Consider the following 13,444-nt stretch of genomic DNA (forward strand, 5'->3'; position numbering starts at 1 on the left):
CCCCCGCGCCGCACCCGGCTTTACGAAACGTTGACTCCAAAGTCTAGAGCGATGCCCCTCAGCCCCGACGCGTACCCCTGTCCCACGGCTCGGAACTTCCATTCGCCCTGGTAGCGGTAGACCTCGCCGAAGATCATGGCGGTCTCCGTGGAGGCATCCTCACTGAGGTCGTAGCGGGCGAGCTCCTGGCCGTCGGCCTGGTTCACGACGCGGATGAAGGCGTTGCTGACCTGACCGAAGGTCTGGCCACGCTCGTCGGCCATGTGGATCGAGACCGGGAAGACGATCTTCTCGCACTGGGCCGGCACCTTGGAGAGGTCGATCAGGATCGACTCGTCGTCGCCCTCGCCCTCACCGGTGAGGTTGTCACCGGTGTGCTCCACCGAGCCGTCCGGGCTCTTGAGCTGGTTGTAGAAGATGAACCACTCGTCACCCATGACCCGTCCGCCGTTGCACATCAGCGCGCTGGCGTCGAGGTCGAACGGGGCTCCGGTGGTGGAGCGAGCGTCCCAGCCGAGACCGATCAACACCTGAGTGAGGTTCGGTGCGGCCTTGGACAGGGAGACATTTCCTCCCTTGGCGAGCGTGACGCCCATGATGCTGGTCCCTCCCCGGGTGAAGCCTGCGCGGTTGTACGGAGTCCTGTGCGCCCGGCGCCGCACCCAAACGGTGCGGCGCCGGGCGGGTGAGGCAGTCGGACCGGCTCAGACGTTCACGCCGAAGTCCTGCGCGATGCCGCGCAGGCCCGAGGCGTAGCCCTGGCCGATGGCGCGGAACTTCCACTCCGCACCGTGCCGGTACAGCTCGCCGAAGACCATGGCGGTCTCCGTCGAGGCGTCCTCGGAGAGGTCGTACCGGGCGATCTCGGCGCCGCCGGCCTGGTTCACGACGCGGATGAACGCGTTGCGCACCTGGCCGAAAGACTGCTGGCGGTTCTCGGCGTCGTAGATCGAGACCGGGAAGACGATCTTCTCGACGTCCGCCGGGACACCGGCGAGGTTGACCTTGATCTGCTCGTCGTCGCCCTCGCCCTCACCGGTGAGGTTGTCACCGGTGTGCTCGACGGAGCCGTCCTGGCTCTTCAGGTTGTTGAAGAACACGAAGTTGGCGTCACTGCTGACCTTGCCCTCCGCGTTCGTCAGGATGGCGCTGGCGTCGAGGTCGAAGTCGGTGCCGGTGGTGGTACGAACGTCCCACCCCAGACCGACGATGACCGCGGTGAGACCAGGCGCCTCCTTGCTCAGCGATACGTTGCCGCCCTTGCTGAGGCTGACTCCCACGAGTCCTCCCAATGGTGTCCAGGGGCGGTCAGCCCCGTTGTGCGTTGGTATCGGATCAACGTCTCGATCCTAGTGACGGGTTCCCGGACCTCGCAGGCCTGGAACCGAACAATCACAGGGTGTCGAGCGCCTTCACGTACTCGTTCAGGTCACGGGCGTCCGGCAGACCGTTGACGACGGTCCAGCGCACCACGCCTTCCTTGTCGATGACGAAGGTCCCGCGCACCGCGCAGCCCTTGTCCTCGTCGAAGACGCCGTATGCGCGCGAGGTCTCGCCGTGCGGCCAGAAGTCGGACAGCAGGGGGTACTCCAGGCCCTCCTGCTCGGCGAAGACGCGCAGGGTGTGGATGGAGTCGTTGGAGACGGCGAGCAGCTGGGTGTCGCGGTCGGTGAACTTCGGCAGGTTGTCGCGCAGCTCGCACAGCTCGCCGGTGCACACGCCGGTGAAGGCGAACGGGTAGAAGAGCAGCACCACGTTCTTGTCGCCGCGGAAGTCGGACAGCTGCACGGTCCTGCCGTGGTTGTCCTTGAGCTCGAAGTCGGGTGCCTTGTCGCCGACCTGGATCGCCATCGTCGTAGAACCCTTTCGGTGGGGCTGTTCGGGTGGTGAGAACACCCTATGCAGCGTCCACCTCGGGCCGTCGGACGGGCTGAGTGAATTCATTCAGCCCGTCCGCCGTTCGGGGACGAGGCCGGGTTACTTCTTGGACTTGGCGGCCTTGGGCGTCACCAGCCGGCTGCCACTCCAGTCCTTGCCCACGCTGACGCTCTTGGACGCGGACAGCCCTGCCGTGGTCGCGGCTTCAGAGATGTCGCTCGGCTCAACGTAGCCGTCGCGGCCGGTCTTCGGCGTCAGCAACAGGATCGAGCCGCCCTCTTCGATGTACGTGGTGGCGTCCACCAGCACATCCGTGAGGTCGCCGTCCTCGTCGCGGAACCAGAGCACCACGGCATCGGCGACGTCGTCGTAGTCCTCGTCCACAAGGTCACTGCCGATCACTTGCTCAATGGCCTCGCGGAGCTCCTGGTCTACGTCCTCGTCGTAGCCGATCTCCTGGACCACCTGCTCGGGCTGGAACCCCAGCCTGACGGCAGGGCTCGTCTCCGCGTGGTCCGCGGTCGCGCTCACGGGTTGCCTCCTGATCATGTCTTGGTGAATGTCTCAGCCACGCGCGTGCGCGAAGCATTGGCCGTAGTCCACACGGGCGGGGCGGATCGCGCAAGTACCCGGCCGTTCAGACCGCCGAAACGGTGACGATCCTGGCTGTCTCACCGCAACTCCCGGCAGGACGCCCCAAGCCGTTCGTGACATACGCCACACCTTTCTGCCCTCTTTGCGCGTTTGGGAACCCTATAGGAGCGTCAAGCTTGGGTTACCTCGAAGTAGAGATGACGTTTGGCATGCCGAGGTAGACGATGGTGGACGGTGCTGGGCACCCGCAAACCCCGAAAAGCAGCCCTCCGACAGGTAAGGAACACCGTGGCTTCCGGATCCGATCGAAACCCGATCATCATTGGCGGCCTTCCGAGTCAGGTTCCTGACTTCGATCCCGAGGAAACCCAGGAGTGGCTCGACTCCCTCGATGCCGCCGTCGACGAGCGCGGCCGGGAGCGGGCCCGCTATCTGATGCTGCGGCTGATCGAGCGGGCCCGTGAGAAGCGCGTGGCCGTGCCCGAGATGCGCAGCACGGACTACGTCAACACGATCGCCACCAAGGACGAGCCGTTCTTTCCAGGCAACGAGGAGATCGAGCGCAAGATCCTCAACGCGACGCGCTGGAACGCCGCGGTGATGGTCTCGCGCGCCCAGCGTCCCGGCATCGGCGTCGGCGGTCACATCGCCACTTTCGCCTCCTCCGCCTCCCTCTACGACGTGGGCTTCAACCACTTCTTCCGCGGCAAGGACGAGGGCGACGGCGGCGACCAGGTCTTCTTCCAGGGGCATGCCTCACCGGGCATCTACGCCCGCGCGTTCCTGCTGGACCGCCTGAGCGAGGAGAACCTGGACGGGTTCCGGCAGGAGCAGTCGAAGGCACCGCACGGGCTGTCCAGCTATCCGCATCCGCGGTCGATGCCGGACTTCTGGGAGTTCCCGACGGTGTCGATGGGCCTCGGCCCGATCGGCGCGATCTACCAGGCGCGGATGAATCGCTACATGGAGGCGCGCGGGATCGCGGACACCTCCAAGTCGCATGTGTGGGCCTTCCTCGGGGACGGCGAGATGGACGAGCCGGAGTCGCTCGGCCAGCTGTCCATCGCGGCCCGTGAGGGCCTCGACAACCTGACCTTCGTCGTCAACTGCAACCTGCAGCGCCTGGACGGCCCGGTACGCGGCAACGGAAAGATCATCCAGGAGCTGGAGTCGGTCTTCCGGGGTGCCGGCTGGAATGTGATCAAGCTGGTCTGGGACCGCACCTGGGACCCGCTGCTGGCCCAGGACCGGGACGGTGTGCTCGTCAACCGGATGAACACGACGCCGGACGGGCAGTTCCAGACGTACGCCACCGAGACCGGTGCCTACATCCGCGACCACTTCTTCGGTGACGACCACCGGCTGCGCGCGATGGTCGAGAACATGACCGACGACCAGATCCTGCACCTGGGCCGCGGCGGCCACGACCACCGGAAGATCTTCGCGGCGTTCTCGGCGGCCAAGGCGCACAAGGGTCAGCCGACGGTGATCCTGGCCAAGACGATCAAGGGCTGGACGCTGGGCCCGAACTTCGAGGGCCGCAACGCCACGCACCAGATGAAGAAGCTGACGGTCGCCGACCTCAAGGGCTTCCGCGACCGGCTGCACCTGCCGATCTCCGACAAGGAGCTGGAGAGCGGGCTCCCGCCGTACTACCACCCGGGGCGGGACTCCGAGGAGATCCAGTACATGCACGACCGCCGCAATGGACTCGGCGGTTACGTCCCGACCCGCGTCGTGCGCTCCGAGCCGCTGACGCTGCCGGAGGACAAGACGTACGCGACCGTGAAGAAAGGCTCCGGCCAGCAGTCGATCGCGACGACCATGGCCTTCGTGCGGCTCCTCAAGGACCTCATGCGGGACAAGGAGATCGGCAAGCGGTTCGTGCTGATCGCGCCGGACGAGTACCGCACGTTCGGCATGGACTCGTTCTTCCCGAGCGCGAAGATCTACAACCCGCTGGGCCAGCAGTACGAGTCCGTCGACCGTGAACTGCTCCTCGCGTACAAGGAGTCGCCGACCGGGCAGATGCTGCATGACGGCATCTCCGAGGCGGGCTGTACGGCGTCGCTGATCGCGGCGGGTTCGTCGTACGCCACGCATGGCGAGCCGCTCATCCCGGTGTACGTCTTCTACTCGATGTTCGGTTTCCAGCGCACCGGCGACCAGTTCTGGCAGATGTCGGACCAGTTGGCGCGCGGCTTTGTGCTGGGCGCGACGGCGGGCCGTACGACTCTGACCGGTGAGGGTCTGCAACACGCCGACGGACACTCGCAGTTGCTGGCCTCGACCAACCCGGGCTGTGTGGCGTACGACCCGGCGTACTCGTACGAGATCGCGCACATCGTGCAGGACGGGCTGCGGCGGATGTACGGCGGCGACGCGGAGCATCCGCACGGCGAGGACGTCTTCTACTACCTCACCGTCTACAACGAGCCGATCCAGCACCCGGCCGAGCCTGCCGACGTCGATGTCGAGGGCATCCTCAAGGGCATCCACCGGATCTCGGCCGGGACGGCGGGGTCGATTCCGGCGCAGATCATGGCGTCCGGTGTGGCGGTGCCGTGGGCGCTGGAGGCGCAGCGGATTCTCGCCGAGGAGTGGAACGTGAAGGCCGACGTGTGGTCGGCGACCTCCTGGAACGAGCTGCGGCGCGAGGCCGTGGCATGCGAGGAGCACAACCTGCTGCATCCCGAGGAGGAGCAGCGGGTGCCGTGGGTGACACGGAAGCTGAGCGGGGCCGAGGGACCGTTCGTGGCGGTTTCCGACTGGATGCGGGCGGTTCCGGACCAGATCTCGCGGTGGGTGCCCGGGACTTACCAGTCACTGGGGGCCGATGGCTTCGGGTTCGCGGACACCCGTGGGGCGGCTCGGCGGTTCTTCCACATCGACGCGCAGTCGATCGTGGTGGGTGTGCTGACCGAGCTGGCGAAGGAGGGGAAGGTGGATCGGTCGGTGCTGAAGCAGGCCGTCGACCGGTACCAGTTGCTGGATGTCTCGGCTGCCGATCCCGGGGTTGCGGGCGGCGACGCGTAGCGCTGCGAAGCGCTGCGCGAGGCTTGGCGGTTGAAGGGCGGTGAGGCCTGCGGCTTCACCGCCCTTTCACGTTCCCTACGATGCGGACATGGATGCGGGCTTGGATTCGGGCATGGGGTCGGGCTTCGAGGCGCAATCGGCGCAGGAGCGTTGGGAACGGCGCACCCAGCGGCCTCTGATGGTGCTTGCCGTGCTGTTCGCCGTCGCCTATGCCGTGCCGATCGTGGACACGTCCGCGGGGCGCTCGCTGACGGTGGCCTGCACGGTGGTCGAGTGGGTGGTGTGGGGGGCGTTCGCCGCCGACTATCTGGTGCGGCTCGTACTGGCGCGGCACCGCGCGGAGTTCGTACGGCGGCACTGGCTGGACCTGTGTGCGGTGATGCTGCCGCTCGTGCAGCCGCTGCGGCTGCTGCGGATCGTGTCCACGGTGTTGCTGGTGGGGCAGCGGGCGCGGATGGCCTCGCAGATCCGGTTGACGACGTATGTCGCCGGGGCGGTGGTGGCGTTGCTGATGTTCGGGTCGCTTGCGGTGCTGTCGGTGGAGCGGGAGTCGCCGGACGGGAACATCAAGACGCTGGGTGATGCGGTGTGGTGGTCCTTCACGACGATGACGACCGTGGGGTATGGCGATCATGCGCCGACCACTGGGCTGGGGCGGATTCTGGCGGTCGGGCTGATGTTGTCCGGGATCGCGCTGCTGGGTGTCGTCACGGCGAATATCGCCGCGTGGTTCATTGCGCGGTTCGAGTCTGATGACGCGCAGGAGCGGCGGCAGACGGAGGCGATCTCCGTGCTGACGGAGGAGGTTCGGGCGTTGCGGGCGGAGGTCGCGGCGTTGTCGGGGGCGGCGGGGGCTGTGGTGCCGGGGGGCAGGGACGGGCGGCGTCCGTAGTCGCGTTGCCCGGGGTGAGGGCTGGGCGGGGTGGGTCGCGCAGCCCGGCGCCGACGGGGTGCCGCCTGCGCCCACCCGTGCCGCCCCAGGCGGCACGAATGCCCGCAGCTTGGCGACCCGCGCCGCCACCCCAGGGCGGGCACCGACCTCGCGGCACGCACACCCGCAGCTTGGCCACCCACGCCGCCACCCCAGGGCGGGCACCGACCGCGCGGCACGCACACCCGCAGCTTGCGGCAAGCGTGCCGACCTAGGGGCGCGGGGAACTGCGCGACCAGCCCCCACCGGCCCGCAGCTTTGTCACGCTGCCTCCAGCGGAGCGCTAGAGCAGGCCCTGGCCTGGGGTTGTTGTGCCTGCTAGCCAGAGGATGGCCAGGAGGGTGTCGATCACGCCGAGGACTAGGGCGATGAGGGCCGGGAGTGGGCGGGCTGTTGACCAGGTTCGGCCCATGGAGAGCCAGCCGCAGGCCATGGCCACGGGGCCGAGGATGATGCCCAGGGTGAAGAAGCCGGCGATGGCGCAGATCGCTCCGATGATGCCGAGGGTCGCGCGATCCGGCCCGGTCCGTGACCACGTCCGGCCACGTGAGCGGGGGTACCTGCGCGTTCCGTGTCCGAAGCCCGCCATGTCAACTCCCGGGGCCCGTCGATCGGTTCGGTCGGCGGGACGAGTACCCCCGGTGCCCTTTCTAACCCTGCGGGACTGCGGCGCGCCGCCCCCCTCCGGCAGCGCGCCGCAGTCCCGGTCGCCCTTCTCGTCGTACGAACTTGCCTCTGGAACATGCCGCACGAAGGACGTGACCACTGTGAACCGTGGCGCGTGCCGGGTGCGAGGAATCTTTAGCGTTGTCACCCTGATGGGCGAAATCGCCGTAGATTCCGCAGTGTTGAGCGCCTAGATGTGGGCCGCCCCCGCTCCCGCCTCCGCGTTCTCGCCGCGCTTCGTGAGAAACGCGACCAGCACGGCCACCGCGGCAACTCCCGCCGCCACCAGGGACGCCAGGCTCATGCCGGAGATGAAGGTGTCGTGGGCCACGTCGGTGATCTTCGCGGCGATCGCCTCCGGCGTGCCCTTGGCGATCGGGGCCATGCCGACCTGGACCGCTTCGGAGGCCTGGGCCTCCTGTGCCGGAGTGAGCTGCGGAAGGCCCGCGTCCGCCCAGTTGCCCGCGAGGTCGCTGTCGACCTTGGAGGCCATCACGGCGCCCAGCACGGCCGTACCGAGGCTGCCGCCGATCTGCATCGCGGCCTGCTGGAGGCCGCCCGCGACGCCGGAGAGCTCCATCGCGGCGTTGCCGACGATGACCTCGGTGGCGCCGACCATGACCGGCGCGAGGCCGAGGCCCAGCAGGGCGAACCAGAGCGACATGAGGCCGCTGCCGGTGTCCGTCTCCAGCGTCGACATGCCGTACATGGCGATGGCGGTGCACGCCATGCCGCCGGCCAGCGGCACGCGCGGGCCGAGCTTGGTGATCATCGCGCCCGCCAGCGGGGAGCCGACGATCATCATCCCGGTGAGCGGGAGCAGGTGCAGACCGGCGTCGATCGGGCCCATACCGTGCACGTTCTGCAAGTAGAACGTCACGAAGAACAGGCCGCCCATGAACGCGATGGCCATCAGGACCATCAGGACCACACCCGCGGACAGCGGGATCGAGCGGAACAGGGCCAGCGGGATCAGCGGTTCCTTGACCCTCTTCTCCCACAGCGCGAACAGCACGAAGCCCACCACCGACACCGCCATGAACAGCCAGGTCTTCCCCGCGCCCCAGCCCCACTCTGGCGCATTGATCAGCGCCCAGACCAGGCAGAACATCGCGCCCGAGAGCAGGCCGATGCCGAGGAGGTCGAAGGAGCGCGGCGCGTTCTCAGCGCGGTGATCGAGGAGGATCCACGCGCCCAGGGCGACGGCCAGGATGCCGACGGGCACGTTGATGAAGAACACCGACTGCCAGTTGACGTGCTCGACCAGGACACCGCCGAGGATCGGGCCGCCGGCGGTGGAGGCGCCGATGACCATGCCCCAGATACCGATGGCCATGTTGAGCTTCTCGGCCGGGAAGGTCGCCCGCAGCAGGCCGAGCGCGGCCGGCATCAGCAAGGCGCCGAACAGTCCCTGCAGGACGCGGAAGGTGACCACGAGCGCGATGCTGCTGGACAGGCCGATGGCGCCGGACGCGGCGGCGAAGCCGACGACGCCGATCAGGAAGGTCTGGCGGTGGCCGAAGCGGTCGCCGAGCTTGCCCGCGGTGATCAGGGAGACCGCGAGGGCGAGGAAGTAGCCGTTGGTGATCCACTGGACCTCGGCGAAGGTGGCGCCGAGGTCCTGCTGGATGGCCGGGTTGGCGATGGCGACGATGGTGCCGTCGAGGGCCACCATCATGACGCCGACAGCGACGGTTATGAGGGTGAACCACGGGTGGCCGCGCAGCCCCTTGGCCGGGCTCGCGTCCGACGGGGCTTGTGATGCTTTGTCCCCCGGCCCCGTCTTGTCGATGGTGGTCTGACTAGTCATGCGTTCGAGGCTAATGACAGCCACTGACAATTGACAAACCAATTCACAAGCCGGTAACTGACACACATGGAAACACTGCGCGAGCGCAAGAAGCAGCGCACCCGGGACGCGCTGCTACGCGCCGCGCTCGAACTGTTCACCACGCGCGGGTACGAGCAGACGACCGTCGACGACATCGCCGAGGCCGTCGAGGTCTCGCAGCGCACCTTCTTCCGCTACTTCGCGAGCAAGGAGGAGGCCGCCTTCTTCGCCGCACGCCTCGCCGAGTCCCGCTTCATCGACGCCGTACGAGCCCGCCCGCCCCACGAGGCTCCGCTGGAGGCGCTGCGCCGGGCCGTCCTGGAGAGCTGGGACACCATCGGCGAGGCCATCGAGGAAGTGGTGCCGCTCGAACTGCACATGCGCGTCTACCGGATGATCGAATCGACACCCTCCCTGCTCGCCGCCCATCTGCGGCGCTCGGCGGAGCTGGAGGAGGAGATCGCCCGCATCATCGCCGAGCGCGAAGGGCTCGACATGGACGCCGATCCGCGACCACGTCTCGTCGTGGCGGTCTTCGGCTCGGTCATGAGGGTCACGGAGCGGATGTGGTCCGAGGGGGACGACTTCAGCCCGACGGCGATGCGCGAGCTGACCGCCACCTACCTGGAACAGCTGGGGCCGACGCTGATGGGGAACTGGCGAACGAACTGAGGTCATCGTCACGTAACCCCCAAACGTGATCCCCGTCACTTGGTTAACGCGAGACCGTCTCGTTCTCCTAGTGTGTCCTCCCAGTGACTTCCTTCGACACCTCTCCCCAATTGAACGTCTGGCGCGCACTGCTCGCGCTGGCCGTGGTGTTCGTGATGCTGGCGACCACGGGCTGGACCGCCCTGCGCCACGAGCGGACGTCCACCCCGCTCCAGGCCTCGGTCACCGCGTGGGAGCACGGCCGTGTCAACGGTCACCGACTCCCCGACCCGGACGCCGGTCCCGCCCTGCTCACCCGCTTCTTCGCCACGCTCACCGCGGCGCAGCGCATCGACCTCGCGCAGCGCTATTCCCTCGCGGTCGGCAATATGAACGGCGCCCCGGTCGAGCTGCGCTATCGCGCCAACCGGATCGCCATCGGCCAGGCACGCAAGGTCGAGCGGAAACGCATGCACGACGAGCGCCTGACGCTCGACGGGCAGCTGGAGGCGGGGCGCCGTATGCACCGCCTCGAGTCGCTGATGCAGACCGACCGCAAGATCCTCGCCTTCGACCCCGCGGGCGGGGGGCGGGTCGCCGAGGTCTTCGGCAACCTGAACACGGCCGCGCGCGTCTCCGTTGTCGTGCCCGGTGTCGACACAGACCTGCTCTCCTTCCAGAAGACGGCCCGCAAGTACACGGCGGCCGCCGGTATGGCCGAATCCCTCTACAACGCCGAACGCGAGGCGAGCCCTTCGACGCGTACGGCCGTGATCGCCTGGGCCGACTACACCGCCCCCGCCGGTCTCGGCATCGACTCGGCCACCGCGACACGCGCCGCGGAGGGAGCTGTACGACTGAACTCACTGGTCAGGGCGCTGCCGGGACGCTCGGCCATCTCGCTGTTCTGCCACAGCTACGGCTCCGTGGTGTGCGGGCTCGCCGCGCACACGCTGCCCGGCCGGGTGGCCGACATAGCCGTGGCCGGCAGCCCCGGCATGCGGGTCGCCAAGGCGTCCCATCTGCGCACCTCCGCTCATGTGTGGGCGATGCGGGACGCCGACGACTGGATCGAGGACGTGCCCTACCTGGAGCTCGGCGGGCTGGGGCACGGTGCCGACCCGATGTCCCGTGCGTTCGGGGCGCGGGTGCTGGGGGCGCGGGACGCGAAGGGACACGGCGGCTACTTCGAGCCCGGTACGGAGAGTCTGCTGAACTTCGCCGAGATCGGAATTGGCGCGTACCACTCGGTGCACTGCGCCGACGATGACGAAGGCTGCCGGACGGGTTTGTCCGACAGCGCCACGGCCGGACGCGCGTAGAGGCGCAAGAAACTGCGGTTTGCGCGGGGAGGGGACGAAGGGGCTCGTGCCGCATACGATGAGCCGCATGGGTGACGTACTGGCCGGATTTCATGCCGCCTGGGAGTTCGAGTCCGACTCCGTGCTCATCCGTTACGAACGGGGGATTCGAACACCCAAGCTGTTCCAGGTGCTCGGCGAGCGGCGCGTGCCGCTCGCAGCTCTGCAGGGGGTGACGCTCACCCACGGCAAGCGCGGCACAGTGATCCTGCGGGCCGAGCCGCGGCCGGGCGCGGATCCGCTGCTGGAGGCGGCCGCCGGCCAGCTGAAGGAGGGCAGCGATCCCTACCGGCTGGTGTTGCCGGCCGACAAGGAGACGCTGGCCGAGTACTACGCCGACGAGCTGCGGGCCGCACTGACCGAGAGCGGGCCGGCGGAACGGTATCTGGTGGCCGCGCCGGATGCTCCGCGGGCCTTCAAGGCGTACGACGCGAAGGCGTCCTTCGATGGGCGTTCGGTGTCGTTCCGGTGGTTCTGGACCGGGGCGTCGTCCGCGAAGTGGAAGGCCGGGGACCAGACGTTCGCCGTCGGCGACCTGAGTGGGGTCGAGTGGCGGTCGCCGGAGGTCTTCGAGGGGTATCTGCGGTTGCTGCGGCGTGATGTCGCTGAGCCGCCTGCGCAGGCTGATCAGGATCCCGGGGCTGTGGTGTTCGGGCTGGGGTACGGGCCTGTGCATGAGTCGTTGCCGTTTGCGGCGGCGGTACTCGCGGCGGTTCGCTCCGCGGGGGTGGCGGCTGTCCCGGCTGCGGCAGCGCCGCGCCGGGATCCTGCGGATATCGCCGAGCGGATCCGTCACCTCGGGGAACTGCATCAGGCTGGGCTGGTGACGGATGAGGAGTTCTCTTCCAAGAAGGCGGAGTTGTTGGCAGAGCTATAGAGCGTCTGCCAAGTACCCCCGGTGGTTGGGCGCGGGTTGTGGTGGGTTGCTCGCGCAGTTCCCCGCGCCCCTACGGGCGTTGCACTACTCCCTGCCCGCAGAAGCGAACGACATGTCCGCGTACCTGTCGCCCGCCACCTTCCCGGCGATCGGTTCCAGCAACGCCATGTCCTCCTCGCCCAGCACGATCCTCGTCGCCGCCGTGTTCTCCTCCACCCGGCTCGGCTTGCGGGTGCCCGGGATCGGGACCGCGGGGAGGCCGTGCAGGGCTGCCTGTTGGTGGACCCAGGCGAGGGCGATCTGGCCGAGGGAGGCGCCGTGGGAGTCGGCGACTGTGCGGATCGGGTTCAGGAGCGTCACGTTGGCGGCAGCGTTGTCGCCGGTGAAGCGGGGCTGCCGGCGGCGGAAGTCGTCGGGCGTCAGGTCCTTGTCGGCGGCGGCGAAGGAGCCCGTGAGGAAGCCCCGGCCGAGCGGGGAGTACGGCACGAGCGCCACGCCCAGGTCGCGGGCCGCGGGAATCACGTTCGCCTCGATGTCGCGGCTGAACAACGACCACTCGGACTGCACGGCCGCGATGGGGTGGACGGCGTGGGCGGTGCGCAGTTCGGCGGCCGTCACCTCGCTCAGGCCCAGGTGCTTGACCTTGCCCTCGCGGACCAGTTCGGCCATGACGCCGACGGTCTCCTCGATGGGGACGCTCACGTCCCGGCGATGCATGTAGTAGAGGTCGATGACGTCGACGTCCAGGCGCTGCAGGCTCGCCTCGACGGCCTGGCGGATGTACGGCGGGTCGTTGCGGATGATGCGCCGCGTCGGGTCGTCCGGCGGGATCGACAGGGCGAACTTGGTGGCGATGACGAGTTCGTCGCGGTGGGCCTTGAAGAAGGGGGACAGGAACTTCTCGTTCTCCCCGGCGCCGTACGCGTCCGCCGTGTCGTAGAGGGTCACGCCCAGTTCCAGCGCCCGCTCCAGGGTGGCCCGGGACTCCTTCTCGTCCGTCGGGCCGTAGGCGAAGCTCATTCCCATGCAGCCGAGGCCCTGGACGCCGACCTCGGGGCCGCCGTGCCCGCCCAGTCGGGTCGTGGGGATCCTGGTGCTGTCGGTCATCGGGGCCTCTCCGACGCCAGGGCACGCCCGGCGTCCGCATAGAAGTTGATCTTCCGGTCGAGTACGGCGAGGGTGTCCTGGAGTTCCGCGATCCGGGCGCGTACGTCCCGTCGGGTCGCTTCGAGGAGTTCGTACCGCTCGCTGTAGGTGTGGTCGCCCTCGCGTACCAGCTCGGCGTACCGCACCATGTCGGCGACCGGCATGCCGGTGAGCCGGAGCTTGCCGACGAGGTCGAGCCAGTCCAGGTCGCGGTTGCTGTAGCGGCGCTGGCCGGTGTGCGAGCGGTCGATGTGCGGCATCAGACCGATGCGCTCGTACCAGCGCAGAGTGTGCGCGGTCAGACCGGTGAACGCGGCGACCTCGCTGATCGTGTAGCTGTCCTGGCCGTCCGGCCGCCGATCGACATGCGGCGGGCCCGCGCAGGTGTCGGCCCTGGTACTCGTGGTGTCCATCACCGTCATGGCCTCAACGCTATGGCCTTGGAGTGCACTCCAGGCAAGCCGGCCGTGAGA

General features: G+C 68.3%; 13 protein-coding genes. 5 read left to right on the forward strand and 8 right to left on the reverse strand.

Features of this window, described 5'->3' with window-relative positions; genetic code table 11:
• Positions 1 to 20: 20 nt before the first annotated feature.
• The 4 genes from QQY66_RS14165 to QQY66_RS14180 all read right to left on the reverse strand — a co-directional run bounded on the left by QQY66_RS14165 (position 21) and on the right by QQY66_RS14180 (position 2,409).
• Positions 21 to 596 (reverse strand): TerD family protein, encoded by a 576-nt coding sequence (locus tag QQY66_RS14165; protein ID WP_301979715.1) that lies wholly within the window; start codon positions 594 to 596, stop codon positions 21 to 23.
• A 108-nt stretch (positions 597 to 704) separates the two neighbouring features.
• A complete protein-coding gene (locus QQY66_RS14170; RefSeq protein WP_033320773.1) occupies positions 705 to 1,280 on the reverse strand; it encodes a TerD family protein in 576 nt (191 codons plus the stop codon).
• Between the two features lie 112 nt (positions 1,281 to 1,392).
• Positions 1,393 to 1,851, reverse strand: coding sequence for a peroxiredoxin (locus tag QQY66_RS14175; protein ID WP_301979716.1), 459 nt, complete (start codon positions 1,849 to 1,851; stop codon positions 1,393 to 1,395).
• A gap of 126 nt (positions 1,852 to 1,977) precedes the next feature.
• Positions 1,978 to 2,409, reverse strand: a complete 432-nt coding sequence (locus QQY66_RS14180; RefSeq protein ID WP_155053885.1) for a DUF3052 domain-containing protein — start codon at positions 2,407 to 2,409, stop codon at positions 1,978 to 1,980.
• 351 nt (positions 2,410 to 2,760) lie between these two features.
• Between QQY66_RS14180 and aceE the strand changes: the two genes are divergently transcribed.
• Both aceE and QQY66_RS14190 read left to right on the forward strand, forming a co-directional pair.
• Positions 2,761 to 5,508, forward strand: a complete 2,748-nt coding sequence (gene aceE, locus QQY66_RS14185; protein WP_301979720.1) for a pyruvate dehydrogenase (acetyl-transferring), homodimeric type — start codon at positions 2,761 to 2,763, stop codon at positions 5,506 to 5,508.
• Between the two features lie 88 nt (positions 5,509 to 5,596).
• Positions 5,597 to 6,400 (forward strand): potassium channel family protein, encoded by an 804-nt coding sequence (locus tag QQY66_RS14190; RefSeq protein WP_301979721.1) that lies wholly within the window; start codon positions 5,597 to 5,599, stop codon positions 6,398 to 6,400.
• A 322-nt stretch (positions 6,401 to 6,722) separates the two neighbouring features.
• Here QQY66_RS14190 and QQY66_RS14195 read toward each other — a convergent pair whose 3' ends face one another.
• Positions 6,723 to 7,028, reverse strand: a complete 306-nt coding sequence (locus QQY66_RS14195; RefSeq protein ID WP_301979722.1) for a small hydrophobic protein — start codon at positions 7,026 to 7,028, stop codon at positions 6,723 to 6,725.
• Between the two features lie 267 nt (positions 7,029 to 7,295).
• Positions 7,296 to 8,915 (reverse strand): MFS transporter, encoded by a 1,620-nt coding sequence (locus QQY66_RS14200; RefSeq protein WP_301979723.1) that lies wholly within the window; start codon positions 8,913 to 8,915, stop codon positions 7,296 to 7,298.
• Positions 8,916 to 8,981: 66 nt separating this feature from the next.
• Between QQY66_RS14200 and QQY66_RS14205 the strand changes: the two genes are divergently transcribed.
• The 3 genes from QQY66_RS14205 (at position 8,982) to QQY66_RS14215 (ending at position 11,825) form a co-directional block, all read left to right on the forward strand.
• A complete protein-coding gene (locus QQY66_RS14205) occupies positions 8,982 to 9,608 on the forward strand; it encodes a TetR family transcriptional regulator (RefSeq protein ID WP_301979726.1) in 627 nt (208 codons plus the stop codon).
• A gap of 83 nt (positions 9,609 to 9,691) precedes the next feature.
• Complete coding sequence (locus QQY66_RS14210) at positions 9,692 to 10,909, forward strand: alpha/beta hydrolase (protein ID WP_301979728.1); 1,218 nt, start codon at positions 9,692 to 9,694, stop codon at positions 10,907 to 10,909.
• A 58-nt stretch (positions 10,910 to 10,967) separates the two neighbouring features.
• Positions 10,968 to 11,825, forward strand: coding sequence for a DUF4429 domain-containing protein (locus QQY66_RS14215; protein ID WP_301987309.1), 858 nt, complete (start codon positions 10,968 to 10,970; stop codon positions 11,823 to 11,825).
• Between the two features lie 84 nt (positions 11,826 to 11,909).
• Here QQY66_RS14215 and QQY66_RS14220 read toward each other — a convergent pair whose 3' ends face one another.
• Together QQY66_RS14220 and QQY66_RS14225 are read right to left on the reverse strand one after the other, a co-directional pair.
• The gene (locus tag QQY66_RS14220; RefSeq protein ID WP_301979729.1) at positions 11,910 to 12,932 is read right to left on the reverse strand and encodes an aldo/keto reductase; all 1,023 of its coding nucleotides are present in this window, start codon (positions 12,930 to 12,932) and stop codon (positions 11,910 to 11,912) included.
• The gene (locus tag QQY66_RS14225) at positions 12,929 to 13,393 is read right to left on the reverse strand and encodes a MerR family transcriptional regulator (protein ID WP_301979731.1); all 465 of its coding nucleotides are present in this window, start codon (positions 13,391 to 13,393) and stop codon (positions 12,929 to 12,931) included. The genes QQY66_RS14220 and QQY66_RS14225 overlap by 4 nt, the downstream gene beginning before the upstream one ends.
• Between the last annotated feature and the right edge of the window lie 51 nt (positions 13,394 to 13,444).

This window comes from Streptomyces sp. DG2A-72, assembly GCF_030499575.1.
Lineage (GTDB): Bacteria > Actinomycetota > Actinomycetes > Streptomycetales > Streptomycetaceae > Streptomyces.